At 52.9% G+C, this 25961-nt stretch carries 25 protein-coding genes; 24 read left to right on the forward strand and 1 reads right to left on the reverse strand.

The window, feature by feature from the left end; translation table 11 throughout:
* Positions 1-214 precede the first annotated feature (214 nt).
* The 5 genes from IEV98_RS04920 (at position 215) to IEV98_RS04930 (ending at position 3284) form a co-directional block, all read left to right on the forward strand.
* Positions 215-364 (forward strand): hypothetical protein, encoded by a 150-nt coding sequence (locus tag IEV98_RS04920; protein WP_188504777.1) that lies wholly within the window; start codon positions 215-217, stop codon positions 362-364.
* A 281-nt stretch (positions 365-645) separates the two neighbouring features.
* Positions 646-1413, forward strand: coding sequence for a metallophosphoesterase family protein (locus IEV98_RS04925; protein ID WP_188504778.1), 768 nt, complete (start codon positions 646-648; stop codon positions 1411-1413).
* Positions 1414-1634: 221 nt separating this feature from the next.
* Positions 1635-1883 carry a hypothetical protein gene (locus IEV98_RS24390; protein WP_229738574.1) on the forward strand — a complete coding sequence of 83 codons (249 nt, stop codon included), beginning with the start codon at positions 1635-1637 and terminating at the stop codon, positions 1881-1883.
* Positions 1828-2232, forward strand: coding sequence for a hypothetical protein (locus tag IEV98_RS24395; RefSeq protein WP_229738575.1), 405 nt, complete (start codon positions 1828-1830; stop codon positions 2230-2232). The genes IEV98_RS24390 and IEV98_RS24395 overlap by 56 nt, the downstream gene beginning before the upstream one ends.
* Entirely contained in the window at positions 2157-3284 is a 1128-nt protein-coding gene (locus tag IEV98_RS04930; RefSeq protein ID WP_229738576.1) for a beta-L-arabinofuranosidase domain-containing protein, read from the forward strand. The genes IEV98_RS24395 and IEV98_RS04930 overlap by 76 nt, the downstream gene beginning before the upstream one ends.
* A 25-nt stretch (positions 3285-3309) precedes the next feature.
* On the opposite strand, the gene IEV98_RS04935 is transcribed toward IEV98_RS04930, so the two are convergent.
* On the reverse strand, positions 3310-4023 hold the full coding sequence (locus IEV98_RS04935) for a FadR/GntR family transcriptional regulator (RefSeq protein ID WP_229738577.1): 714 nt from the start codon (positions 4021-4023) through the stop codon (positions 3310-3312).
* Between the two features lie 178 nt (positions 4024-4201).
* On the opposite strand from IEV98_RS04935, the gene IEV98_RS04940 reads away from it, so the two are divergent.
* Genes IEV98_RS04940 through IEV98_RS05030 form a run of 19 tightly spaced genes read left to right on the forward strand, consistent with a single transcriptional unit; the run spans position 4202 to position 25938 of the window.
* Entirely contained in the window at positions 4202-7381 is a 3180-nt protein-coding gene (locus IEV98_RS04940; RefSeq protein ID WP_188504780.1) for a SusC/RagA family TonB-linked outer membrane protein, read from the forward strand.
* Between the two features lie 17 nt (positions 7382-7398).
* Complete coding sequence (locus tag IEV98_RS04945; RefSeq protein WP_188504781.1) at positions 7399-8889, forward strand: RagB/SusD family nutrient uptake outer membrane protein; 1491 nt, start codon at positions 7399-7401, stop codon at positions 8887-8889.
* Between the two features lie 25 nt (positions 8890-8914).
* Positions 8915-10072, forward strand: a complete 1158-nt coding sequence (locus IEV98_RS04950; protein ID WP_229738578.1) for a sialidase family protein — start codon at positions 8915-8917, stop codon at positions 10070-10072.
* Positions 10069-10971, forward strand: a complete 903-nt coding sequence (locus IEV98_RS04955) for a dihydrodipicolinate synthase family protein (RefSeq protein ID WP_229738579.1) — start codon at positions 10069-10071, stop codon at positions 10969-10971. The genes IEV98_RS04950 and IEV98_RS04955 overlap by 4 nt, the downstream gene beginning before the upstream one ends.
* Positions 10964-11698 carry an SGNH/GDSL hydrolase family protein gene (locus IEV98_RS04960; protein WP_188504783.1) on the forward strand — a complete coding sequence of 245 codons (735 nt, stop codon included), beginning with the start codon at positions 10964-10966 and terminating at the stop codon, positions 11696-11698. Before IEV98_RS04955 ends, IEV98_RS04960 begins: the two co-directional genes overlap by 8 nt.
* Positions 11699-11711: 13 nt before the next feature.
* Positions 11712-12884, forward strand: a complete 1173-nt coding sequence (locus IEV98_RS04965) for a sialidase family protein (RefSeq protein WP_229738580.1) — start codon at positions 11712-11714, stop codon at positions 12882-12884.
* A 7-nt stretch (positions 12885-12891) separates the two neighbouring features.
* Complete coding sequence (locus tag IEV98_RS04970) at positions 12892-14616, forward strand: sialidase family protein (RefSeq protein ID WP_188504784.1); 1725 nt, start codon at positions 12892-12894, stop codon at positions 14614-14616.
* Positions 14617-14622: 6 nt separating this feature from the next.
* Positions 14623-15432: an SGNH/GDSL hydrolase family protein gene (locus IEV98_RS04975; RefSeq protein WP_188504785.1), complete on the forward strand. Its 810-nt coding sequence runs from the start codon at positions 14623-14625 to the stop codon at positions 15430-15432.
* A complete protein-coding gene (locus IEV98_RS04980) occupies positions 15416-16369 on the forward strand; it encodes a succinylglutamate desuccinylase/aspartoacylase family protein (RefSeq protein WP_229738581.1) in 954 nt (317 codons plus the stop codon). The genes IEV98_RS04975 and IEV98_RS04980 overlap by 17 nt, the downstream gene beginning before the upstream one ends.
* On the forward strand, positions 16347-17156 hold the full coding sequence (locus IEV98_RS04985; protein ID WP_188504786.1) for an SDR family NAD(P)-dependent oxidoreductase: 810 nt from the start codon (positions 16347-16349) through the stop codon (positions 17154-17156). Before IEV98_RS04980 ends, IEV98_RS04985 begins: the two co-directional genes overlap by 23 nt.
* Before the next feature lies 1 nt (position 17157).
* On the forward strand, positions 17158-18405 hold the full coding sequence (locus IEV98_RS04990) for a sialidase family protein (protein ID WP_188504787.1): 1248 nt from the start codon (positions 17158-17160) through the stop codon (positions 18403-18405).
* Positions 18402-19517 (forward strand): pyridoxal-phosphate dependent enzyme, encoded by a 1116-nt coding sequence (locus IEV98_RS04995; protein WP_188504788.1) that lies wholly within the window; start codon positions 18402-18404, stop codon positions 19515-19517. Before IEV98_RS04990 ends, IEV98_RS04995 begins: the two co-directional genes overlap by 4 nt.
* Positions 19507-20400 (forward strand): dihydrodipicolinate synthase family protein, encoded by an 894-nt coding sequence (locus tag IEV98_RS05000; RefSeq protein WP_188504789.1) that lies wholly within the window; start codon positions 19507-19509, stop codon positions 20398-20400. The genes IEV98_RS04995 and IEV98_RS05000 overlap by 11 nt, the downstream gene beginning before the upstream one ends.
* Before the next feature lie 12 nt (positions 20401-20412).
* Positions 20413-20796 (forward strand): RidA family protein, encoded by a 384-nt coding sequence (locus IEV98_RS05005; RefSeq protein WP_188504790.1) that lies wholly within the window; start codon positions 20413-20415, stop codon positions 20794-20796.
* Positions 20797-20798: 2 nt separating this feature from the next.
* Complete coding sequence (locus tag IEV98_RS05010) at positions 20799-22265, forward strand: M81 family metallopeptidase (RefSeq protein ID WP_188504791.1); 1467 nt, start codon at positions 20799-20801, stop codon at positions 22263-22265.
* A gap of 1 nt (position 22266) precedes the next feature.
* Positions 22267-23109, forward strand: coding sequence for an SMP-30/gluconolactonase/LRE family protein (locus IEV98_RS05015; RefSeq protein ID WP_188504792.1), 843 nt, complete (start codon positions 22267-22269; stop codon positions 23107-23109).
* A complete protein-coding gene (locus tag IEV98_RS05020) occupies positions 23106-24209 on the forward strand; it encodes a hypothetical protein (protein WP_188504793.1) in 1104 nt (367 codons plus the stop codon). The genes IEV98_RS05015 and IEV98_RS05020 overlap by 4 nt, the downstream gene beginning before the upstream one ends.
* On the forward strand, positions 24206-25120 hold the full coding sequence (locus tag IEV98_RS05025) for an aldo/keto reductase (RefSeq protein ID WP_188504794.1): 915 nt from the start codon (positions 24206-24208) through the stop codon (positions 25118-25120). Before IEV98_RS05020 ends, IEV98_RS05025 begins: the two co-directional genes overlap by 4 nt.
* A gap of 20 nt (positions 25121-25140) precedes the next feature.
* Positions 25141-25938, forward strand: coding sequence for an SDR family oxidoreductase (locus IEV98_RS05030; protein ID WP_188504795.1), 798 nt, complete (start codon positions 25141-25143; stop codon positions 25936-25938).
* Positions 25939-25961: the final 23 nt, after the last annotated feature.

Raw genomic sequence — 25961 nt, forward strand, 5'->3', positions numbered from 1 at the left:
TGGTTTCTTTATTCTGTTGAACTTTTTCCATGCCTTTTACGAAGGTAAACATATCTATGTTGGCCTCCAAACATTTGCACTGTAACGCGTTGACTGTAATACTATTGATTAGCCTTCTTTGGCCATCGATATAAAGGTGCTTCGCCGTATTTGCCAAATACTTCGGTTCATGCTACCGGTTATACGACATACTGGCGCGAAATATGAATATGAAATGGCACAGCAACTTGCTGCCGTCGCAGTACGGCAAGTATATATATTGGTAATTCTGCCCAATAAGGAGACTGTTGCGGCTATGCAAGAAATAAAGCAAGGCAAAGGCAAGCGATTTGATAGTGTAGATGCATTGTTTAAAGGTGTCTAACTTCAACAGTCTAACATATGTCTAAATATCAACTTATAACCTCCACAAAGTTTCTGAGAGACCTCAAGCTACTCAAAAAAAGCGATTTTCCCCTCCCTCCCCCTAATATATAGCAAGTCCAAAAAAAAGAACCGAGTGGCGCCGACCGCAGGGAGCGTTACCATTTCGTTGGGCTTGTCATGAAAAACTTAATCCTTACGTAATATAAAAGCCTCATATTTGCATCGATTCCAATGGTGCACAGCGCGTCAGCAAGAATCCTCAGCAACAACTACAAAAAAATGAACATCAACAGCTTATTATTAAGCATCGTCGTGCTAAGTATGGCGATGGTTTCGTTGCTAGGATGTGGCAACAACCAGCCCGAACGAAGAAAAGGCTTTTCCTTTGCTTTTATCACCGATGCCCATATCAAACCGGACAGCATGGTGATCACGGCGTTTAATAAAGCGATCGATAGCATCAACAACGCCGGGGTTGATTTTGTGATTTCCGGCGGCGACCAGGTTTACGATGTGATGCGCGGCAACCAAGCCAAGAGCGATTCGTTGTTTACGCTCTATAAGACGTTGACCAGCCGCATCCAGGTGCCGGTACACAATACGGTGGGCAACCACGAGTTATTTGGGATCTATGACGAGAGCCCCGAAGATTCTACCCATGCCGATTATAAATACGGCATGTTTGCCCGGTATTTTGGCGATACGTATTACGCATTCGATCACAAGGGTTGGCACTTTGTGGTGCTCAATACGCTGGATGTGGAAGGCAAGCGCTACATCGGGCGCATCGGTGCCGAGCAATTGCAATGGCTCAAAAGGGATCTGGCGGCATTGCCGGCCGAAACACCGATTGCCGTGGTGGTGCACCTCCCATTGGTATCGGCAATGAGCCAGGTATATCCCAAGCCGGGGCAGGCAACCGATGGCCGGCCGCTGGTACAGGATCGCGACTCGCTGCATTTGAAGATTATAACCTCAAACTGGTACTTCAGGGGCACCTGCACTGGTTTGAAGACCTTAATGTCGAAAACAAGACCCATTTTATAACCGGCGGATCCATCGCGGGGCGGCCCTCTTGGCGCGGCACAAACCATGGTCCGCGGGGATTCCTCGTTTTCGATGTAAACGGGGAGGATTTCGAGTGGCGGTATGTGGCGTATGAATGATGAAGTCTATCATGGAATTTTTTAAATTTGCTGATGCGCCGACGTGTGAATACGGGCAACCGGTGTCACGCTACGTATAACACACCACCAATAAAATAGGCTATGCTTCGCAAACTTGTTTCCTTGTCTTTGCTGATAACCTTGCTCTGTTCATGGGATAAGGCAAACGACCACTATCCAAATAACCGTTATCCTTTAAAACGTAAGCCCTATGTGGAACTGCCCTTAGGGGCCATCAAGGCGAAGGGGTGGCTTTTGGAGATGCTCAAAGTATTTCCGCTACCAGCTGGAAACATTGCCAACCGTTCCGCTGGGCAATTGGACATTTTGGGCGGAGTACCGCGCCAGTGATAACCTGCAGGCGGTTTACTGGCTTTATAACCTCACGGGTCAACCGTTTCTGCTTGACTTGGGAAAGCTGCTGCATAAACAGGGCTTTGATTTTGTCGACATGTTTCTCCATCGCGATGGCCTGACGCGCTTTAATAGCATCCATTGCGTCAATCTTGCCCAAGGCATCAAGGCGCCGGTGATCTACTATCAGCAACAGCCTGAACAGCGTTTCCTGGATGCCGTAAAAAAGGCATTTCCGACATCCGGCAATATAACGGGCAACCCCAGGGGATGTACGGCGGCGATGAAGGGTTGCATGGCAGTAACCCAACGCAGGGGTCTGAGCTTTGCTCTGCGGTGGAGCTGATGTTCTCGCTGGAGAAAATGATGGAAGTGACCGGTGATCTGGATTTTGCGGATCACCTGGAGCGTATTGCCTTCAATGCACTCCCTACCCAGATAACGGATGATTTCATGGACAAGCAATACCTCCAACAGGCGAATCAGGTGATGGTCACCCGCCATGTCCGCAACTTCTACGAAGATCACAACCACAGCGGTACAGACCTTACCTATGGGCTGCTCACCGGCTATCCGTGCTGTGCTTCAAACATGCACCAGGGATGGCCCAAATTCACCCAGCACCTGTGGTATGCCACGCCTGATAATGGCTTAGCGGCTTTGATCTACTCGCCATCCGAAGTAACAGCCAAGGTGGGAAACGGATCGGTTGTAAAAATTGTAGAAGAGACCCACTATCCGATGGACGACCGGCTCACGTTTACCATCCACGTGGTCGACCAAAAGGACAAAGCGGTGGAATTTCCGCTGCATCTCCGTGTGCCAGCGTGGTGTGTTGAGGCGGCCATTACCGTCAATGGCGTTCCGGATCAACAGGTGAAGGGCGGAGCAATGGCGGTCATCAGGCGCACCTGGAAAAGCGGCGACAAAGTGGAACTGACACTGCCGATGGACATCAAAACGAGCCGCTGGTACGAGAACGCCATTGCTGTGGAACGCGGCCCGTTGGTATATGGGTTGAAGATGGCCGAAAATTGGGAAACAAAGACATTCGGTGAAGCCGAACAGACCCGATACGGAGACACATACCAGGAAGTTACTTCAACTACCCCATGGAATTATGGGATTGTCACCTTTCGCGAGCAGGATATCCAACAGCATTTTGAGGTGGTGATTGACGAGCAGAAGCAAAAAGGAACCTACCCCTGGAATATCGAAAACGCACCCATCCAGATCAAAGCGAAAGCAAAACGGATCCCCTCCTGGCAATTGTACAACGAAATGACCGGTCCACTGCCGTATTCAACCGGGCATAGTGATGCACCGGTTGAAGAGATTATACTGATACCCTACGGTTGCACTACGTTACGCGTTTCGGAATTTCCACTGGTCAGGTAGAAGCCAAGATGAAGGGATATTGTCACTAATCCGTGCTCAATTTTTTAAAGTAAACCATCAAGTGCGTGCGCATCTGGCTCCGGAATTGCTCCGGATCTCCATGCTTAAGGGTGTTGAGCAGATCCCGGTGGGTTATCGGGCTGAAGTCCTCGGGGATATTGGCAGCAAAAGCAGCGGTATTCTCGCCTAGTTTAGTATATACATGGTCAAAGACCGGTCTTAGCATCTTTTGAAAGCGCATGATCGTCTTGTTGCCTGAAAGCTTGTACAGCATGGAGTGGAATTCGATGTCGCATTTGACGATATCAATTTTTTTGGTGGCTTTTTCCTCCTTTTCGATGATCTTTTCCAAGGCGCCGAGATCGGCGTTGTGCTTTCTCAGAAATAACACGTCCCCTAAGCCCACTTCGATCACCAATCGCATTTCGAAAATCTCATTCATCGTTTCGTCGTCGAGCAGCTGTGGATCCAGCACGCGCTCCATATTATTGAATACATCCGGTTTGGCGATGATCATGCCCCGGTTTTTGCGCGACTCGATGATGCCCAGTGTACGGAAACGAGACAACGCTTCACGGATCGCCGTACGGCTTACGCCCATCGCCTGAGCCAGCTCTAGCTCCTTGGGTAGTGAATCGCCGGGCTGGAAATTTTCTGTCCGGAGGTATTCCTGTAGGCTCATTTCAATTTTATCAACCTGACTTAAATTCTCGACTGGGCGCAGTTTTTCAATGGACATTGATGTGGACATTAGTTTAAATTACCTTTTTCCAATTTAATATGCTTGCAAAAGTAAGCATATCTTTCCAAAAATAAATATGTCGTACATTTTTAAAATTTTATTTGCTTTTATAGTTTTAGTAATTATATTTGCTATACATATGTCGTACATATGTATACAAACCCAACTGTATAATATGAAAAGAGAAAAACCAAAGTTTAAGTGTTTATGGGGTCTTATCCCTCTACTGCTGTTTTCCTTCGGTGTCGCTGCCCAAACCCAGGTGTCGGGCACAGTGAAGGATATGAGTGGCATCCCGCTTTCGGGTGTAAACGTCAGTGTTGCTGATAGCAACGGGGGGGTAAGCACGGATGATCAAGGCAATTTCAGCTTAACGATTTCCGATTTGCAGCAATCGCTGCGGTTTTCCTACATCGGTATGAAAGACAGGATCGTGCCGTTGGATGGCCGGCAGGTATTGGACGTTGTGCTCGAAGCGGACGCCCATAATTTGAGCGAAGTCGTCGTGATTGGTTACGGCCAGCAATCGCGGGCCACATTGACGACATCCATTTCAAAGGTAGACAACAAGGTGCTGGAAAATATCCCATTTGCCAATCCGGCATCGGCACTGCAGGGTACCGTGTCTGGGTTGCGCGTGCAAAGTACCTCGGGCCAGCCCGGTCAGGCGCCACGGGTGATCCTGCGGGGTAGCACATCGATAAATAATCCCAACGGCTCTGCTCCCCTTTACCTGATCGATGGGGTGATACGGAGCAACATGGACCACCTCAATACCGATGACATCGAATCGCTGCAGGTGCTGAAAGATGCGGCGGCAACATCGATCTACGGCGCGAGGGGATCGAACGGCGTTATCCTGATCACAACAAAATCCGGTAAGGCGGGTACCGCACGGATTTCATACGGCTATGACCTGACGACTTCCCAGCTGGGGCGACAGTATGACCTGGTTTCGGCAAAGGACTACATCTATTTCCAGCGCCTGGGGATTGCAGCCCGCGGCCTTACGGATCCTACCCAGCTGGCTAAACTGACGCAAGCCTCTAGCGCGGGCACGGGTAACGACCTCTCTAAAAATACGGCCTTTACCACGCAATACCTCTCTGCTGAAAATGAACATAAGCTGAATGAGGGCTGGCAAAGCATGCCGGATCCGATTGATCCCACTAAAACGATCATCTTCAAAGAAACGGATTTCCAGGATGTATTGTTCAGGACGGGTATCTCACACAATCATTCCATCAATGCTTCCGGCGGGAATGATAAGGCAACGTTCAACGCGGGAGTCGGCTACTTGACAAATAATGGTATCGCCATAACAACAAACTACGAAAGGCTTTCGGTCAACCTCAATGGTGATCTGACCCTGCGAGACAACATCAAAGTGTTTGGAAGGGTGTTGTACGCTAACTCGGGCGACCGACAGGTGAGTAACCTATCGAATATCTTTTCGCGCTCAATTGCCATTCCGGCTACCACCAAATACACCTACGAGGATGGTACGCTGGCCCCTGGCTTGAATGCTTCTATCGGGAATGTCGCCTATCACCTGAATACACAGGAAGCAAAAAATTCAGAATCGAACCTAACGGTGGCATTGGGTGGCCGATGGGAATTACTACCGGGCTTCGCATTCGAACCGCAGGTATCGCTATATACCATCAATGCAGATAGCCGCTTTTTCCAGAAGGCGTATTACAACGGCCCGCTTCAGTTTGTCGATGCCCGTAATGCAACCGGTGGGGCGAGCAAGCAGGTGCAGCAGCAGGCGGATGCCTTGTTTACCTACGTGAAGTCTTTTCGAGAGCACAACCTGGATGTCACCGCCGGATTCTCGTATTTCGGGCGGTTGAACTCAGGGCTAAGCGCCAGCGGACAAGGAGCAGCGTCCGATCTGATTCCGACGTTGAACGCGTCGGGCATGCCTGTAGCTGTAAGTGGTACGGAATCTGAACAGGTAATCGCGGGTTTCCTATCGCGCGTCAACTACGACTATAAGCAGAAGTACCTCGTTTCATTGAATGCGCGATACGATGGCGCTTCAAACCTTGGCGATAACCACAAATGGGGCTTTTTTCCCGGCGTCTCCGTAGGATGGAACATGCACCGTGAAGATTTCTGGGGCGAATCGCTTGCCAACCTGATGCAGCTCAAATTGCGTGCGAGCTACGGGGTGAATGGCAACATCAGCGGACTCGGCCCGTACCAAGCCCAGGGGCAGTACGCCGTTGGCCAGCGCTACGGCGGCTATGCTGCGATTCAAAACACAATATTGCCCAATATGGACCTGAAGTGGGAGCAGTCGAAAACCTTTAACGTGGGCGCCGACCTCGGATTGTGGAACAACCGCATCACCATGCTGGTGGATGTATACCGCCGGGTTACCGACAACTTGCTTACCAGTATGAGCCTGCCGCAATCCACCGGATTTGCGAGCATCCTCACCAACCTGGGTAGCCTCGAAAACCGTGGCGTCGAAATCGAGCTTTCGGCGGATCTGCTGCCAAGGGAATCTGCGGTGCAGTGGTTGTTGTCGTTCAATGCGTCCAAAGTGAAGAATAAGATACTCAAATTGCCCAACAACGGCATCGAAAATAACCGGATCGGGGGGATATATGTGTGGGATCCGGCACGTGGCGACTATGCGTGGCTAGGGGGATTGCAAGAAGGAGGCAGGATCGGGGATCTGTTTGCTTACAAACAGCTGAGTATCTACGCGACGGATGAGGAGGCTGCCGGAGGGCCGACGGACATGATTATCCCGGGGGCAGACAAGACCAAATACGGTGGCAGCGTAAACTGGCTTGATGTAGACGGTAACGGGTTGATCGAAGCGACAGACCGCGTACATGTGGGGAATATCTATCCGGTCTGGACGGGAGGGTTCTCCTCTTCGGTGAGTTATAAAAACCTCGCACTGAATGTGCGGATGGATTACACAACCGGTCATACCATCTATAATTACACCCGTGCACAGGGTATCGGCCAGTTCGTCGGCGAGAATGGCTTGGTCTCCGATGTGCTGCGCTCTTGGCAGCAGCCTGGCGACCAGACCGACGTGCCTCGGGTTTATTGGGCCGACCAGCAAGCGCAGAACAACTTGTTCCGCGGAAACTCCAACTACTATGAACGCGGGGATTTCCTCGCCCTGCGGGAGCTTACCTTGAGCTACGCGCTGCCTTCACAATGGCTGCAACGGGTGAAAGTGAGCAGTTTGAGGCTCAACGTTACCGGCAATAATTTGTATTACTTCACGAAGTATGAGGGGCTAAACCCGGAAGAGGGCGGTGACGATAGGGGCCGTTACCCGGTACCGCGCAGTTTCATTTTCGGAATTAATGTAGGTTTTTAATCGAAAGAACGATCAAGATGAAATTAATAGCTAAACAAAATATTATCAGGGGCTTCCTAGCGATGCTGGTCGCTACGATGATCCTATCGTCATGCCAGGATAACCTCTCATTGGATCCCATCAGTGAGATTTCAAACTCTTCGTTCTGGAAGACGGAAGACGATGCGAGGGGCGGAATGTACGGGATGTACACACGGTTTCGCAGCGAGGCACAGACTAAACTCTTCCTTTGGGGCGAAGCGCGCAGTGATGTCATGGAGCGGAGTTTGGGCGGTACCAACAATTACGAGCGCTACTACCTGAATTCGCTGGACCGGAATTTTGCCGGCCCGGATTGGATGGGCTTGTATACCGTGGTGCACGATGCGAATCTCCTGATCAAGAACGTACCGAACATTCCTTTCGCTGACGAATCGGACAAACAAGCAATTTTAGCACAGGCGCATACCATGCGGGCATTCGTCTACTTTATCATGGCTCGTACCTGGGGCGGGGTGCCGCTGGTAACCGATCCCACGGAAGGTTATAGCCCGGATATGACGCAACGGGTAAAGGCTCCTGTATCGGAGATCTTCGGATTGATCAAGCAGGATATCGATCAGGCACTTGCCTACTATCCCGACAATACGTTTCCCACCGGACGTTTCTTCTGGTCTAAACCGGCCGCGCTGACGCTCAAGGGGGACGTTTACCTCTGGACGGCCAAGCGCCAGGGTGGTGGCGACTCCGATGCAGAAATCGCAATGGCCGCATTGAACGAGGCTAGAAATGCAGATGTGACGTTGCTGGACGATTTCTCACAGGTGTCTGCCTATGGCAACAAGGGAAATAAGGAAATCGTGATGGCGATCCGGTTCCAGGAGCTGGAGACGGGTAATATATCAGCGTATCAGGATATGTATATGTCCAGCGCATTTCTATCGGCCGATATGGACGAAGCCACACGGGCAGCTATCGGCACGCTGGGCGGAAATCCGTATTGGCGTATTTCCGATGAGGTAAGGCCGCAATTTTCCGATGCTGACCAACGGAAGGCAGCGACCTACCTGGATATCTTTACGAATGGCGGCCAGGATCATTACGGTGCCGTGCAGCTAAAGTTTAAGGGTACGGTGATTGGTGGTGCACGCCAATTCATCGACGATTTTGTCATCTACCGGTATGCGGATATCTTGTTGTTGCTTGCAGAAGCGAAAAATGTGCTCGGCATGGACCCCACTGAAGAAATGAATGCGGTCCGCGAACGTGCGTATGGTGAGCAGTTTGCGAGCCATGTGTTTGTAAACGCCGATCCCGAAGCGAATGACGAGGCGATTCTACAAGAGCGGCTGTTTGAATTCGCATTGGAGGGTAAGCGTTGGTGGGACTTGGTGAGGTTTGGAAAAGCTTTCGAATTGGTGCCGTCACTGCGTGACAGGGCCGATGAGCAGCACCTGCTACTTTTCCCGATTTCCGAAACAACCCTGAGCTTGGAGCCCAATGTGGAGCAGAATGACGGTTATAACTAATCAATAATAAACACAGCGATAGGAAATGAAGAAACTACGTAAAATGAGCAGCTTGGTCTTAGGTTTAGCCTGGCTGGTATTGGCAACGGTATCGTGCCAGCACAATGCCGCCTCGGAGAATGGCGAAAACGTGACGGATAGCTTGGATAAGGAGCTCGTACTGAAACTGGCTCCCGGTGCTGATAATCCCCGAAACAGCGAGGGTGATTTCATCACGTTGAAGGATGGACGGATCTTATTCGTATATAGCCGCTATACCGGGGAATCGACCAGCGACCATGCGCCAGCATACCTTGCCGGCCGCATCTCTGCCGATAACGGAAAAACATGGACCGAAACGGATGAGCTCATCGTAGAGAAGGAGGGCGATATGAATGTGATGTCGGTCTCCTTGCTGCGCCTTCAAAATGGGAAGATCGCCTTGTTTTATTTGCGGAAAAATGCGGTGACCGACTGCATACCCATGATGCGGATTTCTGACGATGAAGCGAAAACATGGAGCGAACCCATCGCCTGCATCACCGATAAGCAAGGGTATTTTGTACTGAATAACGACCGGGTCATCCAACTGGAAGATGGCCGGTTGATGATGGCCGTGGCGCTGCATCAAACGCCGAATGGCGAATGGAAAAATGAGGCAACGTTATATGCGTATTATTCGGATGATGATGGGCAGACGTGGACATCGAGCGAGGCAGTTCCGAATAATCAGGGTGTGATTACACAGGAGCCGGGGCTGATGGAATTGAAGGATGGTCGCATCATGATGTACATCCGGGCAAGTGGTGGAGCACAGCAGTTGTCATACTCGTCAGACAAGGGTAAAACCTGGAGTCCGATAGAAAAGAGCAATATCCCTTCGCCGCTTTCGCCGGCGACCATCAAGCGGATACCCGAAACCGGTGATTTGCTGTTGGTCTGGAATAACAATGATGGCAGCAATCCAGCCATCAAGGACAAGCGGACACCGCTTACCATCGCCGTGTCCAAAGACGAAGGAAAGACGTGGTCGCACCAGCAGGATATCGAAACCGATCCGGACGGCTGGTATTGCTATATCGCCGTGCATTTTACCGATGACGGTCAGGTATTGTTGGGTTATTGCGCAGGCAGTATTGCCAAGAAAACCCACCTTTCCGTGACGGATATCACACGCTTGGGTTTGGACGAGGTTTATCGATGAACGGATATTCAACGACTATGAACGAAAAAGGGTTAGCAGGTGTCGTTATCGCCTTACCGACACCACTCCATCCGGATGAAACCGTGGATGTGGAATCGTTGTGCCGGCTTATGGACCATACCATCAATGGCGATGCCGATGCGATCATGATCGGTGGGACGATGGGCGAAGGCGTGGCGTTGCTCGATAGCCAGAAGCGGATATTGGTTGAAACAGCAGCAGCCCATAATGCGGGGCGGATTACGTTGCTGGCAACCGTATCCGAAACGTCGACGAAACGGAGTATTGATTTTGTCCGATCGATCCGGCATTGCCCGGTTGATTATTGGGTATGCACCAGCCCCTACTACAATAAGTTCCCTGATCCACAGAGTGTACTGACCCATATTGCGGAAATCAGAGGGAGCAGCGACCGGCCGCTGGTATTTTACAACGCACCGCTCGCCACTGGTAACCCCGTGGATGTGGATACCTTGGATCGCATATTGAACATGGAGGGTATCGCGGGTGTGAAAGATTCCAGCACAAACTTCGGCCTATTCATGGAAATGCTGCGCAGGTATCCTAAGGGAGACAGGCCGGCGTCCATCATGCAGGGGGATGAATCGGTGTTTGACGTAAGCTTGCTTCTGGGGGCTGATGGGGTAGTATCCGGCGGCGGCGTCGTATTCGTCGAGCTGCTGAAGGAGCTGTATGCTACGGCTTGTTCCAACAACCCGGCCCAATCGATGGAATTGCAACGCCGCTTGTCGCAAGAATTGCGTGCGTTGCTGGGGCCGCGGGCAGGAAGGGATTGGGTGGCTAAGATCAAGCAACGACTGGTCGATATGGATGTGATTGGTGCATCTCATGTGTCCGCGCCGTTTTTGACCAATATAGACACGGTGGGGGATGAATGATCGCTGCCGCATCTTCCGCTTTGCCAGCATGGTTTTGCTTTTGGCGTTTGGTTGCCTGAAGAGCCAAGGTGCTGTGGTGGAAGGCGATACATTGGTAATCGTAGCGTTCGGTAATTCGACAACGGCACCACGCGCCGGTGTCGAAGCGGTGTATCCCGAGCGGTTGCATCGCATACTGGTAGATCGTGGCGTACCGAACCGGATCGTCAATGCTGGGCTTGGTGGCAGCCATACCGGATCTATTACGGACAATGCCCGCCATCAGGTTGCTCATGGCCGCGATCGCTTTAAGGAAGCGGTATTGGCGCATCAGCCCAAATGGGTCATCATCTGGTTCGGGATCAACGATGCCTGGGTAGATGACGAGACAACAGGGCAACCCCGGATTCCCCTTGCGGATTATAAGCAAAACTTGATTTTTTTCATCCAATCGATTCGGCAAGCGGGCGGGGATGTGGTACTGCTCACACCCAACCCGTTGGGTGCACGGTATGAACCGTGGCGGCTTAACCGCTTGCAGCGGTATCGCAAAGCGACAATACGGATTGCCCGGACGTACCACACGCAGCTTGTAGATGTCTGGGGGTTGTGTACGGATTACGTACGGCAGCATCGGGCAACGATGGATAACCTTCTGCTGGATGGCATGCATCCGAATGATAGCATGCACAAACTCACCGCCGAAGCGGTGGCAGATCGGCTACTGACCAAAATAGATAATGACTAAAAATGAAAAACCAATGATGACGAAAAACATGATCGTGCTGTGCAAACGCTTGTCGTTTGTTTGGCTATTGGCTATTGCGGTTAATGTGCAGGCACAGCAGCCGAACCCAGGACCGGGCAGCTTTACTGACCAGGGACATTGGATACCGGAGGTCGCAAAAGAAATGAAGGGACTGAAAATGGGCCCCTTTGTGCGACTCTCGGACGGCGGGATATTGACGATCGATGGCGCGCAGAGCTTCATCAGCCACGATAACGGGAAAAACTGGACGGCCTACACGATTTTCGCCGATAGTTCACGCTATGAAATCCGGCCCGAGCGGGCGCTCCTGCGTACGTCAAGCGATGTGATCGTGCTTGCCTTTGCCAATGATCGCGAACGGGCAAACTGGAAGTGGGATGAGAAAATCTCCGATTCGCCGGGGGCTACGCTGCCCACGTATACCGTGCGGAGTACAGATGGCGGGAAGAGCTGGGAGGAGCCGCAGCAATTGCATAGCGAATGGACGGGTGCCATACGCGATATCATCGAGACCGCCGAGGGTAACATCGTGTTTACCACGATGATGATGCGGCACAACCCGGGCCATCACACCGTATTGACCTATACGAGCAAAGACCAGGGGAAAACCTGGATACGCAGTAATGTCATTGACCTAGGGGGCGTAGGACACCACAGCGGTGTCACCGAATCAACGCTCGTTCAACTGAAGGATGGAAGGTTGTGGATGTTGCTACGGACCAATTGGGGTATGTTTTGGGAAGTTTATTCGAATGACGATGGACTGACGTGGACGGATGTAAAGACCACCACGATCAATGCCAGTGCTTCACCAGGGATCATTAAAAGATTGGCCAGTGGCGGATTGGTATTGGTGTGGAACCGGCAGTTTCCCGAAGGCCGAACGGACTATCCGTTGATAGGCGGTGACAACCAATGGGCGGAAGTACGGGCAAGCGCGCATCGGGAAGAATTGTCGATCGCATTTTCGACAGACGAAGGGAAAACCTGGAGTAAACCCCGGATCATTGCCAAATGTACCGAGAAATCGAAATACATGAAATTGCCGGGTGGGGGAAAGGATATTTCATACCCGTATTTCTTTGAAGCCAACCCCGGTGAATTTTGGATAACGACCTGGCGTGGTGGTTTACGTGTTAAGCTCAACGAGGCCGACATCAACTAAGACACGCATGAAAGGGATACATTTCCTGGCAATGATTTGCGGTATCGCGTGCGGGTTCTTGCTGCCCGCGATGTCTTCAGCGCAACTGCCGCATGGAGCGAGCGAAGTCGAGGCTTCACTGCCTTCATCGGGCTTTGGCATGCGCCTCCGCCCGGCCCCACTTCATAGCAAAGCCGTGCGTGAACCGGCAATTGTCAAATCCGCCGCCAGCAATGAGGCAACGATGATCAGACGTTCTTCCGGTGAACTGGTCATTTTCTTTATCAACCGGCCAGGCGATGCAAACAAGATGATGGTTATCCGTTCGCATGACGACGGGATTTCATGGAGTGAACCCGCCGTGGCGTTTGACCTACCCGGCCAAGCGTATTATGCCAATCAGGTCCTGGAGGATGATCAGGGTACATTACATGTGGTCTTCCATCTCTTTTCTTCGGGAACAAACGGATACCGGGGGCGTCACCTCGATCTGTGGCACACCCAAAAGCGGTTGGATGCCGACTGGGAGAAGCCTAAAAAAATATATGATGGCTATGTGGGATCGATGCGTGGCTTCATCCAGCTATCGAACGGCCGCCTGTTGCTTGCATTCGCACGTGCCATGCCAGCCCGGGAACAGAAGCCTGCGCCGGGAGCGGCCGATTATGGGTGGAATGAGACCATTGCCTGCTATTCGGACGACCACGGCGATACGTGGGAGCTGTCGCCGGGCACCGTTAATATTGCGGTTGATCCAACAAATATCACGCGGTATGGGGGCGTAGAACCCGCAATCATCCAACTGACCGATGGTCGGGTATGGATGCTGGTCCGGACGAATAAGGGACAGCTGTATGAGTCGTTTTCAGGGGATGGTGGATCGACGTGGTCGCCACCGCAGCCCACACCCTTTATTTCATCGGATTCACCGGCAACATTGCTCCGACTCCGCGATGGCCGATTGGTCATACTCTGGTCGGCCAATCAACGGTATGACGATCAACGGAGCTATGCCAACGGCGGGCGGGAGGTGCTTCATGCAGCGATATCCAGCGATGACGGAAAGACCTGGAAAGGATTCAGGGAAGTGCTGGTGAGCCCGGTATCATCTGCCGAAAAGGGAGATCGGGGTACGGCCTATCCTTCTGCCGTTGAAAACAGTGATGGCAAGGTGGTATTCGTGTCTGGACAAGCCGAAGAACGCGCGATCGTGATGTTTGATCCCGACTGGCTTGCACATCGCGCCGCGGGCGACGACTTCCGAAAAGGCTTCGTACAATGGACGTTTTTTGGCATCGATGCCGGCTTTTCATTGGATATTCCCGCGCGCGGGGAGAAAAAAGCGCTTTGCGTTCAGCCACAGGCATCAGCAGGCCATGCCGCCGTATGGAATTTCCCAGCTGCGGAAAGCGGGCAGCTTACCGTGCATTTTTACACAACAGACGTCAATCCCGGTATCGAATTGGCGTTGACCGATCACTTCAGCGTATCACATGATACGTTGGCTGCCAAACATGCAGTCGTTCGCTTTTCCTTACCGGAATCCAAAATCAGCGGATCCGGCAAATTGAAGGTCGAAATTACGTGGGATAGCCAACGTGGCGACGCCCATATCAAGGTTAATGGCAAACCTGCTGGCACAGCAGCATTCAGCCGGAATACGGATTTCGGACTGAACTACCTCCGCGTGGGACAAGCAAGCACCACGTCAAGCGGCTATTACCTCACATCGGTTAAATTTGAGGCAAAATAGGATCGTATGCATTCACGAAGAGGCTTTCTGAAGACAGGTTTATGGAGTATCGGTGCAATTTCGTCGCTTGGGTGGCGGGGTCCTGAAATACAACGGGATATGGTCCCCGGCTCCGTGCAACCGGGCAGCGTGGGCGACGAACTGGACAGGCTACAGGAGTACCTTAACGCAAAGCAGCCGACCGTGTGGCTTTTCACGGGCGATAGCATCACGCAGGGAGCGAAGCACACGCACGGGTGGCGTGCTTACCAAGAAGTCTTTGCCGAACGTATCCGCTGGGAACTGGGGCGGGTCCGGGATGTCGTGATTAATACGGCCGTTAGCGGAAACACCACGGCGGATCTATTGGCTGATGCGGAATGGCGGATTATCCGGTTCAAGCCGCAGGTGGTGTCGGTGATGATGGGGACCAATGACTGTGCGGATACCAAAAACATAACCCCGATGGATTTTGAGCGATACCTTATCCGAATCGTTGACCTCATCCGGGGCACCGGTGCGATTCCGTTGCTGCACGTGCCGGCGCCGATTATCATCGAAAAGGCAAACGAAAGACGCCGTATCGCCGAGTATGCCGACGTCGTGCGCACGGTAGCCGATTCCCGGCAGGTGTTTGCCATCGACCATTGGTTGCATTGGCAGTCGGTGATGCATAATAAAGGCGAAAAGCAGGTGTTTGCTGACTGGTTGAATGATCCGCTGCACCCGAATGGTACCGGACATTTGGAAATGGCCAGACTGCTGTTTAAACGCCTGCAAATTTTTGATCCAAAAGCACCCACGTGCGGCGCACCCTATTATGAAGGAGACCATTGAGATGAATCGCACCCTGCATATCGAAAGCGGCAACAGCGGACCGAAGGTGCTGTTACTGGCCGGGGTACATGGCGATGAATATGAGCCGATCGTTGCGCTGATGGAACTCGCTGAAGAGCTCGCTGGCGTAATCCACCGCGGCAGTGTACTGATCGACCCGCTGGTTAATGCAGGGGCATATGAGGCAGTTAGCCGTTTTGGTGCCGATGGCTTGGATCTTGCCCGGGTATGCGCAGGCAGCGCAGACGGCTCACCTACCGAACAGGCGGCTTATCGCGTGAGTGAGCGGATTAAGAATGCTGATGTGGTCATCGATTTACATACCGGCGGAATGGCGTTTGATATCTACCCGCTGGCCGGGTATATGCTGCATCCGAATGCATCGGTATTGGAGCAGCAGCGCCAACTGGCACTGTCTACGGGCATGCCGTTGCTATGGGGCACCGACCATCGACCCGATGGCCGGACGCTCTCTGTGGCGCGGGATGCCGATATACCGGCCATTTACCTGGAATATGGCGGCGGAAGCGGATTTCGGAAACACGTTGCCGAACATTACAAAGAAGCCGTAAAGCGGATACTCGCCCAACTGAATATGCTCCGGAGCGACGGTATGAACATCCCCCAGTGGAAGTATTGGCTGGAAGACTACCGCACCGACAGCGGCTACTTGCAAAGCAGGATGCCCGCACCGGTGTCGGGCATGTTCGTACCCGATGTCGCTGTGGGCGATTGGGCACTGGCTGGACAACGTTTTGGCTGTATTATCGACCCGTATACGCGCTCGAAACACGAGCTATTTGTGGAAGAGGCCGGACTGGTATTCTTACTGCAGCAACGGGTGTCCGTACAAAAAGGCGATGCCCTGGGCGGAATTATGAACGTAACATTAAACGAAAAAATCAGCATCGACAATGGAGAAGGTAGCAATCATTAGCGGTGCCTCACGGGGTATCGGATACGAGACCGCGGTGAAATTTGCCGAGCAGGGTTATCGGCTGGCCATTATGGCAAGGGAAGAGCATGACCTCCTGAAAGTACGGGATGCTATTGAAGGCCGATTTGGTACGCAGGTGTTGGTCCTGGCGGGCGACTTGGCCGAGCCCAGCTATTGGAATGCCGTTGTGGAAACGACAGTGGCCCGTTGGGGGCGCATCGATGTGTTAGTGAACAATGCCGCATGGCGGACGATCGACACGCTGAAGACTATACCACTGGACGATTGGGAACGAACCGTGCGGATCTGTTTGACCGCCCCGGCTTTCCTAACCAAATATGTGGCAGCCGTGATGGAACGTCAGCAAGAGGCCGGCGTCATCATCAATATCTCCAGTGTCATGGCTCAACGGGCGGGCGGTTACAGTCCGGCTTATATCGCCTGTAAGGGTGGTATCGAAAGCTTAACCTATGAAATGGCCACGTGTTACGGAAGAGACGGTATTCGTGTGGTGGGGGTAAGTCCGGGGAATGTACAGACGGCCATGAGCGGGGATTACCAAGACGTGAAAGGGAATAACATTTCCAAGCAGCTGGAGGCCGAGATGAATGAGATGACACCCTTGGGTAGGGCAGCCACACCCGGTGAAATCGCCGACCTGATCGCGTGGTTGGCGTCAGATCAGGCGTCTTTCATTACCGGCACGACGATTCTCGCCGATGGTGGGTTCAGCCATAATTTCAATAGCTATGCCAGTAAGAAACTCCAATTTCCTAAAGCGTTTTGAAATGAAGAAAATGATAAACCCCCGTCGCATTTGCAGACCCCTGCCGGTTCTTGCACTCTGCTTGTTTTTAAATTTCTCGCTCGTGGAAAGGACGGAACGCCTTCCATTCCGCGTGCAAACCGAAGTTGCCCATCAGGCGTTGAATCCAACATTCGCATGGTTCCATCCCCGTGCAGCTGCTATACCTGGGTATGGTGAAGATGGGAAACCTGCGGTGATGATGACGCTGCAAAAACACCTTAAAGTCAGCGATTTTTATTCCGGACTGTACTACATGAGAACCAATGACCTTGGCAAAACCTGGACCGATCCCATCGAGGTGCCCGAACTGGCGTGGACCTATGAGCCGGATGGTACGACCGTCAGCGTTGCCGATGTGACGCCCGGATGGCATGAAAAGACGGGGAAGCTGCTCGGCATTGGGATCAAAGTGAGGTATGATAAAGCGGGGAAACAACTGGTTAACGAACCCCGCGCCCGTGATGCCCATTATACGGTATTTGATCCGGTAGAGAATAGTTGGACTCCTTGGCGGGCGATAGCGGGCATCCCCGAGGAAAATGGGAAGTTCTTTTCGGTTAACCCCGGTTGTACACAATGGTTGGTTAAGCCAAATGGAAATATATTGCTACCCATTTACTTCCGGGGTCCGGGCGGAGGGGATTACTCCGTTACGGTGCTGGAGTGTTCGTTTGATGGTTTGACATTATCCTATCTGCAACACGGTACGGAAATGACCGTGGAAGGAGGCCGAGGTCTCGTCGAACCGTCGCTGGCCTTTTATGACGACACCTATTACCTGACCTTGAGAAACGATAAAGCTGCATATGTGACGACAAGCAGGGATGGGTTAAACTGGGAGGAATTTAGGCCCTGGAAATTTGACAACGGAGAAGTACTGGGCAGCTACAATACGCAAGCACATTGGTTGGTGCACAGCGACGGACTGTTTTTGTCTTATACAAGAAAGGGGGCAGATAACGACCACATCATGCGCAATCGGGCACCCTTGTTTTTGGCGCAGGTAAACCCAGAAGAACTGCACGTTATCCGGGCTACCGAGCAGATACTGATGTCGGAGCGCGGCGTTATGCTGGGTAATTTTGGCGCCTCATCGATTACAAAGGATGAATCATGGGTTACCGATGCGGAATTCATGATTGGTGATGAGCCCCATCCAAGAGGTGCCAATGGGACCTTATGGAATGCCCGGATTATCTGGGGAAAAGAGAATAAACTGGTATTTTGAAAGGAATTTGGACCTATCACGAACTACTCCCGGAGGTGGAGAATCGTGCGCGGATGTCGCTCGGGGAGGGACATACGCCCTTGGTGAAATCACGGTTTATCGGTCCGGCGCTCGGATTGGATAACCTGTACTTCAAATTGGAAAACCTGAACCCTACGGGGTCCTACAAAGACCGATTTGCGGCCATGGCCCTATCACGTTTTGTGCAGCAGGGCGTGAAGGTCTGCTTGGCGACATCGAGCGGAAATACCGGGGCTGCCCTCGCTGCGTACTGCGCTGCGGCACAACTGCCATGCATCATGGCCATTGTGGACGGCGCCCCCGAAGGCAAGCTTCAGCAAATGCGAGTGTACGGAGCTGCAACGCTGATGGTGAAGGATTTTGGCAGAAGTCCTGCGGTGACCGATCAGGTCATGACGATGCTTGGGCGCCTGGCCGAAGAACAACAAACCTCCGTGCAGATCAGTGCATACTGCTTTTGCCCGGAGGCGATGGAAGGGGTGCAGACCATTGCCTATGAGATTGCTGAGGCGTTTGACGAAGGGGCGCAGGTGTTTGTGCCCGCCGGCGGGGGCGGGCTAACTTTGGCGGTTGCGCGTGGCTTTGAGCGCTGGAAGCAACAGCATGAAACCGCCCGCCATCACGTGGTGCACTGCGTGCAGCCGGAAGGTAATGACACGATTGTCTCGGCATTGGCAAGCGGGCAGATGCATCCCACGGCTGTGCCGCATAGTGAGACAGCCATCAGTGGTTTGCAGGTGCCGAATGTATTGGATGGCCTTGAAGTCATCGCTGCGTGCCGGAGAAGCGGCGGCACGGGGTTTGGCGTCCAGGACGAACACGTGTGGGAATGCCAGGATTGGCTGGCGAAAAAGGAAGGGATTTTTTGCGAACCCGCCGGAGCCGTGGCTTTGGCAGGCGTACGCCGTGCGCTGGCCGAGGGATCGTTAGCCCCCGAGCAACCCATCGTTTGCCTGATAACAGGACACGGCTTTAAGGATATGCAGCGCGCGTCAGTCATGGCGTCGACCAGCGGAAATGCTTATTTGGCCAATGAGGCAGGACTTAAGAATTACATCATACAATTAATAACTAAGAAGAATGAACGATAAATTAAGTGGATTGTGGCCCGCCATGTTTACGCCGGTAACGGATGACGGGGAACCGGCTATTGACCAGCTGGAAGCGTTGACCGATTTGTTGATCGGGCAGGGACTGGATGGGCTGTACATACTGGGTTCGACCGGACAGGGCGTGCTTTTTACCGAAGCGCAACGCAAGCAGGTGGCAGAAAGGGTATTGTCGGTAACCGCCGGACGTGTGCCCGTGATGGTGCAGGTGGGTGCACTGACTTCCGCCGAATCGGTACGACTGGCGCAACATGCCGAAGACGCTGGCGCCGATGCAGTCTCCTCGGTTGGGCCTATTTACTTTACCGGAAACTCGGCAACGGCACTGGAACACTACCGGCAAATCGCAGCGGCTACCGCACTGCCGTTCTTTCCTTATCAACTGGGCAACAATACGATGGGCGATATTCCGTCATTTATTGATCAATTGCTGGAAATGCCGAATGTAACCGGTATGAAGCTGACTACAGGGCAGTTGCTGGAAATCAGTACCATAAATTTACACGCTGGCGAACGGTTGCGCTTATTCAGCGGCGCGGACGAATTGATGTGCCATGCGTCGCTATGCGGCACCTGCGGCGCAATCGGTACATTTTATAACTTATGGGGTGAGGTGTGCCAACAGGTATTGTCGGATTTTCAAAATGGAAATTTCGAACGTGGAAAAGCGTTTATGTTGGAATTCCAGCGGATTATTTTGTTTGTCTTGCCCAATATCTGGACCTTTCTCAGGAAAGCGATGTTGCTCAAGTATGGTGTTGATATCGGTGCGACCAAGGCACCGCTCGGCACGATGCAACAGGAGTGGGCGGATGAGGAAGTACGACGCATTCTGGACAAGATGGATGCATTTTTAATAAACTAATCGAACAGGGATATGGAGGAGAAAAAGTATATTTCAGGAACGGGCGTGCCACAGAGTTTTCTGCCGTTTTCGCCAGCTGTGCAAGCCGGACCGTATGTGTTTATTTCAGGACAGGCGTCCGTGGATGACCAAGGAGCTATTGTAAAGGGTACTTTTGAGGAAGAATGCCGGCGATCGTTTGATAACCTGGGAAAGATACTTGCGGCGGCTGGCTTAGGGTTCGAAGACGTGGTGCAGGTGCGGAATTATGTCGGGCAGCAAAGCGACCTTGCGCAATTTAATGCGATTTATAAGGAATATTTCAAGAGTCCGTATCCGGCAAGGACCACGCTGATGGGCTGTTTGGGCGACTTGCTGAAATTTGAAGTGGATGCCGTGGCGATGGTAAAAAAGTAAGCATGAGTTTCCGGGTAGCCTTGATAGGGATTTATCACGAGTCGAATACGTTTATCGACACCTTGACTTATGCGGCTGATTTCCGGAATAGCCATTGGCTGTGGGGAGCCGACATCCGGAACGAATATCGGGATGCTCACCATGAAATCGGGGGAATGCTTGAGGTGATGGATCGGGAAGGGGTCGAGGTGATTCCCGTTGTATTTGCCGAGGCAACGCCAGGGGGTGTGGTACACCATGAGGCGTATCGGGCGCTATTGGATGAGATACTGGAGGGACTGCAGCGTGCAATGCCGATAGACGGTTGTCTGGTCGTGCCGCATGGAGCGGGAGTTAGCGAACAGGAACGCGACATGGATGGGCATTGGCTGGAAGCGGTGCGCAGGATGGTGGGACCTGAAGTACCCGTAGTAGGTACGCTGGACCTTCATGCCAATGTGAGCGAGCGGATGGTCGATGTGACCGACGGACTGGTTGTGTATAAACGGAATCCCCACCTCGACCAGCGCGAGCGAGGCAAAGAAGCTGCGGAGCTGATGATCCGTTGCCTGCGGGAAAGAACGAAGCTTTTTCAGAAACTGGTGCAACTGCCGCTGGCAATCAGTATCGAACAGCAGGGCACGGATGTGCAGCCCTGCAAAGGGATATACGAATATGCCCGACAGCTCGAGAAAGAAGATGGCGTGTGCTCCGTGAGCGTGGCGCTGGGATTTCCCTATGCCGATGTGCCGGAGATGGGTAGTTCGATCATCGTGGTGACCGAGGGCGATGCCGCGCTGGCGGATCGCATTGCGCAACAGCTGGAAGCGTATATCCTCGAGCGAAAGTCTGGCTTTGTAGGCGACAAGATCGGCGTGGCGGAAGCCGTGGCGAAACTGCCCCACTTGCCGAAGTCCGTGCTGTTGCTGGATATGGGCGACAACATTGGCGGGGGTACACCCGGTAATGGGCTGGCGCTCGTGAAGGCGTTGGAAACCCGTGGGCTGCGGTATTTCAGTTATCAACACGATGCCGCCGCGGTGAGGGATGCAGCCGCGGTGCCGGTTGGCGCTTCTTTCGATCTTTGCCTTTCCGGCTTTGACGAAGAAGGACGAAAACCCTGGAAACAACGAGTGACACTAAAAGACCGGGTGGCTGGAAAATTTACGGAACAGACCCCAAGACATGGCGGGCAGGTCCGGTTTGACATGGGCGAAACCTTGATCATTGGTACGGAAGGCGGCGGTACCCTAATGGTGAGTACGTTGCGTATCCCACCCTTCAGCCTCCGGCAGCTGACGGCTTTTGGCCTCGATCCGGAAGCGTTCGATGTGTTGGTGGCCAAAGGAGTCAACGCGCCGCTGGCTGCGTACGGGCCGGTTTGCCGGAGCGTCCTGCAAGTGGATACGCCCGGCCCAAGCCGGGCGGACATGAGCAAACTGCCTTATCGATTCCGGCGGAAACCGCTTTTCCCTTTTGAATCTATATAGCATGGCAATTGATTTCACGAAGCAGATAAGCGTTCGCCGGGAAGTCCTGTTTGAAGGCGCATTTTACACCGAGGGACCGGTCTGTGACGACAAGGGTGGTGTTTATTTTACGGACCTGACGGGTGGAGCTATTTGGTATTGGCACGTAGAAACGGGCGCATCGCGCTGTGTGGAGGGAGGATGGCCCAATGGGCAAGCCCGAGACGCGAAGGGCAATTGGCTGGTATGCGACAGCAAAACCCGGCAATTGAGGCGCTATGATGCCAAAGGGAATTTTACGGGCAATGCCATCGACGGGCATTGTGCCGGCAAATCGGTGACAACACCGAACGACGTCATTACAGACAGCCGGGGCGGTTTTTATTTTACAGATTCGGTGCGCCATCGGGGCTATGTGTTTTACCAATCGAACACGGGTGAAGAACGTATCGTGGCGGAAGGATTGGACTATCCGAACGGCCTTGTACTTTCCGCTGACGAGCAACATCTTTTCGTGGCAGAGAGTTATGCCAACCGGTTGATCCGCATCCGGTTGCACGGGCCGGGTGATGCAAAAGGCTGGGACGCATTTTGTGAGTTACCACACCACACGTCTGGGCTTCCGCAGGCAAATCTGCCCGATGGCCTGGCAATTGACAGATCGGGACAGGTGTGGGTAGCCCACTACGGGATGGGTGCCCTTCAGGTGGTGGACAATCAAGGGAATTTACGCGCATCCATTCCAACGGGGATTCCGTTGACCAGCAACGTCTGCTTGTTGGGGCCGGGCTGTGCCATCGTTACCGGTGGTGATGCCGAACCGGGCCCGGGAAAGGTTGTGAAATTAACGCTTGAGAACAAATGAACACGACGAATAAACTAATTTCGATGATCGGATTGATCGTAACGACGATGATAACGTATGAGACGAGGGCGCAGGAACCCATTGTGTGGTCAGAATTGCCACCATTGCCCGATACCGCAGGGCGTGCGGGCATGTTTGCCGGGGTAAGCCAGGGGCGTCTGTTCTCCATGGGAGGGGCTAATTTTCCGGATGGATATCCGTGGGAAGGAGGGCGGAAGAAATGGCACAACGATATCTTCATGCTGGAAGCCGGTGCCAACCAATGGCGGCAGTTAGCCGACGTATTGCCCGGTGGATTGGCCTATGGCGTGTCGGTATCTTACAAGGATTGTATTTTTCTGGTGGGCGGGAGCACGGCTACCTTACATAGTGACGAAACGTGGTTATTGCGATGGGGAAATGGCATACTGGACATGGAAGCAGGACCGCGGCTTCCCCATCCACTGGCGAATATGGCTGGAACAAGGGTGGGTTCGTTGCTGATTGTGGTGGGTGGAATGGACAAGCCGGATGGGGCACCGCTTCTTTGCTGTTATGGTCTGGATCTGGATGCGCCGGATAACGGGTGGTTTGCGTTGCCGGAGTGGCCGGGTGAAGGGCGGATTTTTCCGGTTACGGGAAGCTTCGCGGGTAAATTTTACCTCTTCAGCGGCGAGAACAAGAAACGGAATGCCGTAGGGTTGGACCAACGGCATATCTTCCAGGATGCATTTTGTTTTGCACCTGCAAAGACCGGTAACCGCTGGAGCGGCGAGTGGCATCGGCTGAGTGATCTGCCGGTGGGCATGTCGGCAGGAGCAAACCCCGCGCCACTGGTAGCCGGCCGGGCATTCCTCTTCTGGGGAGGCGTGGATCGGCTAACGGCTCTGCATTCCGTTCCGCAGGCACATCCCGGCATTGGCGGAGAGTTGCTTTGGTATAATCCGGAAACAGATCGCTGGGGGTATGACGAAGGGATGGAAAGGGAGCCCGGCCGGGTAACACTTCCGACGGTCAACTGGAATGGCCGGACCTATTACATCAGTGGTGAAGTTAAACCGGGTATCCGCACGAATCGGATAACCGGAGTGACAGCAGAAAAAAAACAGCAAAAGCCATGAAGGTATCACCACTTACATTGGGGACGGTCCAGTTGGGTTTAAACTACGGGATAGCCAACGACGGCGGCAAGCCGGATAGGGCGGTGGGCGAAGCGATACTGAAAGCGGCGGTGCAATCGGGGATCACCACGTGGGATACTTCCCGGTACTATGGCAATTCGGAAGAGGTAATCGGTAATTTCTTGGCCGCCAACAGCCAAGACGCGGCAGAATTGCTGGTCGTCAGTAAATTTAAATGGAGCGCTGCGGCGATGGTCGATTTGCAGAAAGCCCGGCAAGAAGCAAAAGATAACGTACGGCAAAGCCTGAAAGCACTGGGTATCCCGGTGCTACCTATCTTGCTTTACCACCAGGGTAAGGATGAGCCCATTGAGCAGTTGATCCGGTTTCTGCCGATGGTGGTAACGGAGCTTCAGGAAGAGGGGTTGATCCGCAAAGGAGGGATATCGCTGTATTATCCAGACGAGGCAATGGCCATCGTGGATGAACGTTCGTTGCAAGCGGTACAGGTGCCGGTCAATATTTTTGACCAGCGCGTGGTCCGCAACGGCGGGTTGGCACGGATGAAGGAGCGGGGAAGTTTGGTATTTGCCCGCAGTGTCTTTTTGCAGGGACTTTTCTTTTTGGACGAGGGCAGCGTTCCGCCGCACCTTCAAGCAGCCATACCCTTTTTGCAACGGCTGCGGCAGCTTGCTAAAAAGGCTCAGGTGGATGTTGCTCAACTTGCGTTTTCGTATGTAAGGGATTTGCCAGGTGTAACCAGCGTGGTGTTCGGTGCGGAACATCCGGATCAGGTAAAACAAAATGCAGTGTTGCAACAGGTACCCGCGCTCCCCTTGGAAATAAGGGAGGAGGCGGCAGACACCTTTCAGCAACTTCCCCTGAAGGTAATTACCCCGGGGATGTGGTAATTTTTAACGAGTTTGATGATATGAATGTTCGAGATAGTTTTGATTTAACAGACCGCGTATGCGTGGTAACCGGCGGTGCGGGATTGTATGGTAAACCCATCGCGTGGGCGCTGGCCGAGGCGGGGGCAAGCGTGGTGATCGCTTCGCGCAATGCGGAGCACTGTCAGGCGGCCGCGGCCGAACTGGTTGCTGAAGGGTACCAGGCGGTGGGTATGCGACTGGATTTGGGCGAAGAAACGTCCATTGTGCGGCTTGTGGATGATGTTGTAAAACGGTTTGGACAGCTGGATGTGCTGGTGAACAACGCGGTTTCCCGCGAAGGCTTCAAAACGCTCGACCAGATGGAAAAGTCAGAATGGGAGGCCTCGCAACGGATCAATTCAACCGGATTGATGTTGATGACTAAATACGCCGTCCAACACATGGTCACCAACGGCAAAGGGGTGATCATCAATATCGGCTCCATACAAGGGGTGGTCGGGCCCAATTTTCCGGTCTACGGCGATACGGGCATGACCAGCCCGGTAAACTATACATATGACAAATCGGCGATGGTTGGCTTTACCAAATGGCTCGCCAATTACTACGGGCAGTATGGGATCCGTGCCAATTGCATCAGTCCCGGTGGATACGGGCCGGGCGTAGAAGAACGATACGGAGACAATGAATTTGTGTCCAACTACAAGCGGCTAACGCCGCTGGGCAGGTTTGCCGATGAATCAGACATCAAGGGACCGATTGTATTTTTGGCATCTGAGGCATCGCGTTACGTAACCGGGCACAATTTGCTCGTAGACGGCGGCTGGACCAGTTGGTAATTTAAAGCAAAAAAGAGATGATC

This window comes from Parapedobacter pyrenivorans (assembly GCF_014636865.1).
Classification (GTDB): domain Bacteria; phylum Bacteroidota; class Bacteroidia; order Sphingobacteriales; family Sphingobacteriaceae; genus Parapedobacter; species Parapedobacter pyrenivorans.

Bases quoted from the DNA above. Each gene is read 5' to 3' on its own strand.
- IEV98_RS04920 (WP_188504777.1), top strand. From the start codon at position 215: ATGGCACAGCAACTTGCTGCCGTCGCAGTACGGCAAGTATATATATTG.
- IEV98_RS04925 (WP_188504778.1), top strand. From the start codon at position 646: ATGAACATCAACAGCTTATTATTAAGCATCGTCGTGCTAAGTATGGCG.
- IEV98_RS24390 (WP_229738574.1), top strand. From the start codon at position 1,635: ATGCTTCGCAAACTTGTTTCCTTGTCTTTGCTGATAACCTTGCTCTGT.
- IEV98_RS04930 (WP_229738576.1), top strand. From the start codon at position 2,157: ATGTACGGCGGCGATGAAGGGTTGCATGGCAGTAACCCAACGCAGGGG.
- IEV98_RS04935 (WP_229738577.1), bottom strand. From the start codon at position 4,023: ATGTCCATTGAAAAACTGCGCCCAGTCGAGAATTTAAGTCAGGTTGAT.
- IEV98_RS04940 (WP_188504780.1), top strand. From the start codon at position 4,202: ATGAAAAGAGAAAAACCAAAGTTTAAGTGTTTATGGGGTCTTATCCCT.
- IEV98_RS04945 (WP_188504781.1), top strand. From the start codon at position 7,399: ATGAAATTAATAGCTAAACAAAATATTATCAGGGGCTTCCTAGCGATG.
- IEV98_RS04950 (WP_229738578.1), top strand. From the start codon at position 8,915: ATGAAGAAACTACGTAAAATGAGCAGCTTGGTCTTAGGTTTAGCCTGG.
- IEV98_RS04955 (WP_229738579.1), top strand. From the start codon at position 10,069: ATGAACGGATATTCAACGACTATGAACGAAAAAGGGTTAGCAGGTGTC.
- IEV98_RS04960 (WP_188504783.1), top strand. From the start codon at position 10,964: ATGAATGATCGCTGCCGCATCTTCCGCTTTGCCAGCATGGTTTTGCTT.
- IEV98_RS04965 (WP_229738580.1), top strand. From the start codon at position 11,712: ATGATGACGAAAAACATGATCGTGCTGTGCAAACGCTTGTCGTTTGTT.
- IEV98_RS04970 (WP_188504784.1), top strand. From the start codon at position 12,892: ATGAAAGGGATACATTTCCTGGCAATGATTTGCGGTATCGCGTGCGGG.
- IEV98_RS04975 (WP_188504785.1), top strand. From the start codon at position 14,623: ATGCATTCACGAAGAGGCTTTCTGAAGACAGGTTTATGGAGTATCGGT.
- IEV98_RS04980 (WP_229738581.1), top strand. From the start codon at position 15,416: ATGAAGGAGACCATTGAGATGAATCGCACCCTGCATATCGAAAGCGGC.
- IEV98_RS04985 (WP_188504786.1), top strand. From the start codon at position 16,347: ATGGAGAAGGTAGCAATCATTAGCGGTGCCTCACGGGGTATCGGATAC.
- IEV98_RS04990 (WP_188504787.1), top strand. From the start codon at position 17,158: ATGAAGAAAATGATAAACCCCCGTCGCATTTGCAGACCCCTGCCGGTT.
- IEV98_RS05000 (WP_188504789.1), top strand. From the start codon at position 19,507: ATGAACGATAAATTAAGTGGATTGTGGCCCGCCATGTTTACGCCGGTA.
- IEV98_RS05005 (WP_188504790.1), top strand. From the start codon at position 20,413: ATGGAGGAGAAAAAGTATATTTCAGGAACGGGCGTGCCACAGAGTTTT.
- IEV98_RS05010 (WP_188504791.1), top strand. From the start codon at position 20,799: ATGAGTTTCCGGGTAGCCTTGATAGGGATTTATCACGAGTCGAATACG.
- IEV98_RS05015 (WP_188504792.1), top strand. From the start codon at position 22,267: ATGGCAATTGATTTCACGAAGCAGATAAGCGTTCGCCGGGAAGTCCTG.
- IEV98_RS05020 (WP_188504793.1), top strand. From the start codon at position 23,106: ATGAACACGACGAATAAACTAATTTCGATGATCGGATTGATCGTAACG.
- IEV98_RS05025 (WP_188504794.1), top strand. From the start codon at position 24,206: ATGAAGGTATCACCACTTACATTGGGGACGGTCCAGTTGGGTTTAAAC.
- IEV98_RS05030 (WP_188504795.1), top strand. From the start codon at position 25,141: ATGAATGTTCGAGATAGTTTTGATTTAACAGACCGCGTATGCGTGGTA.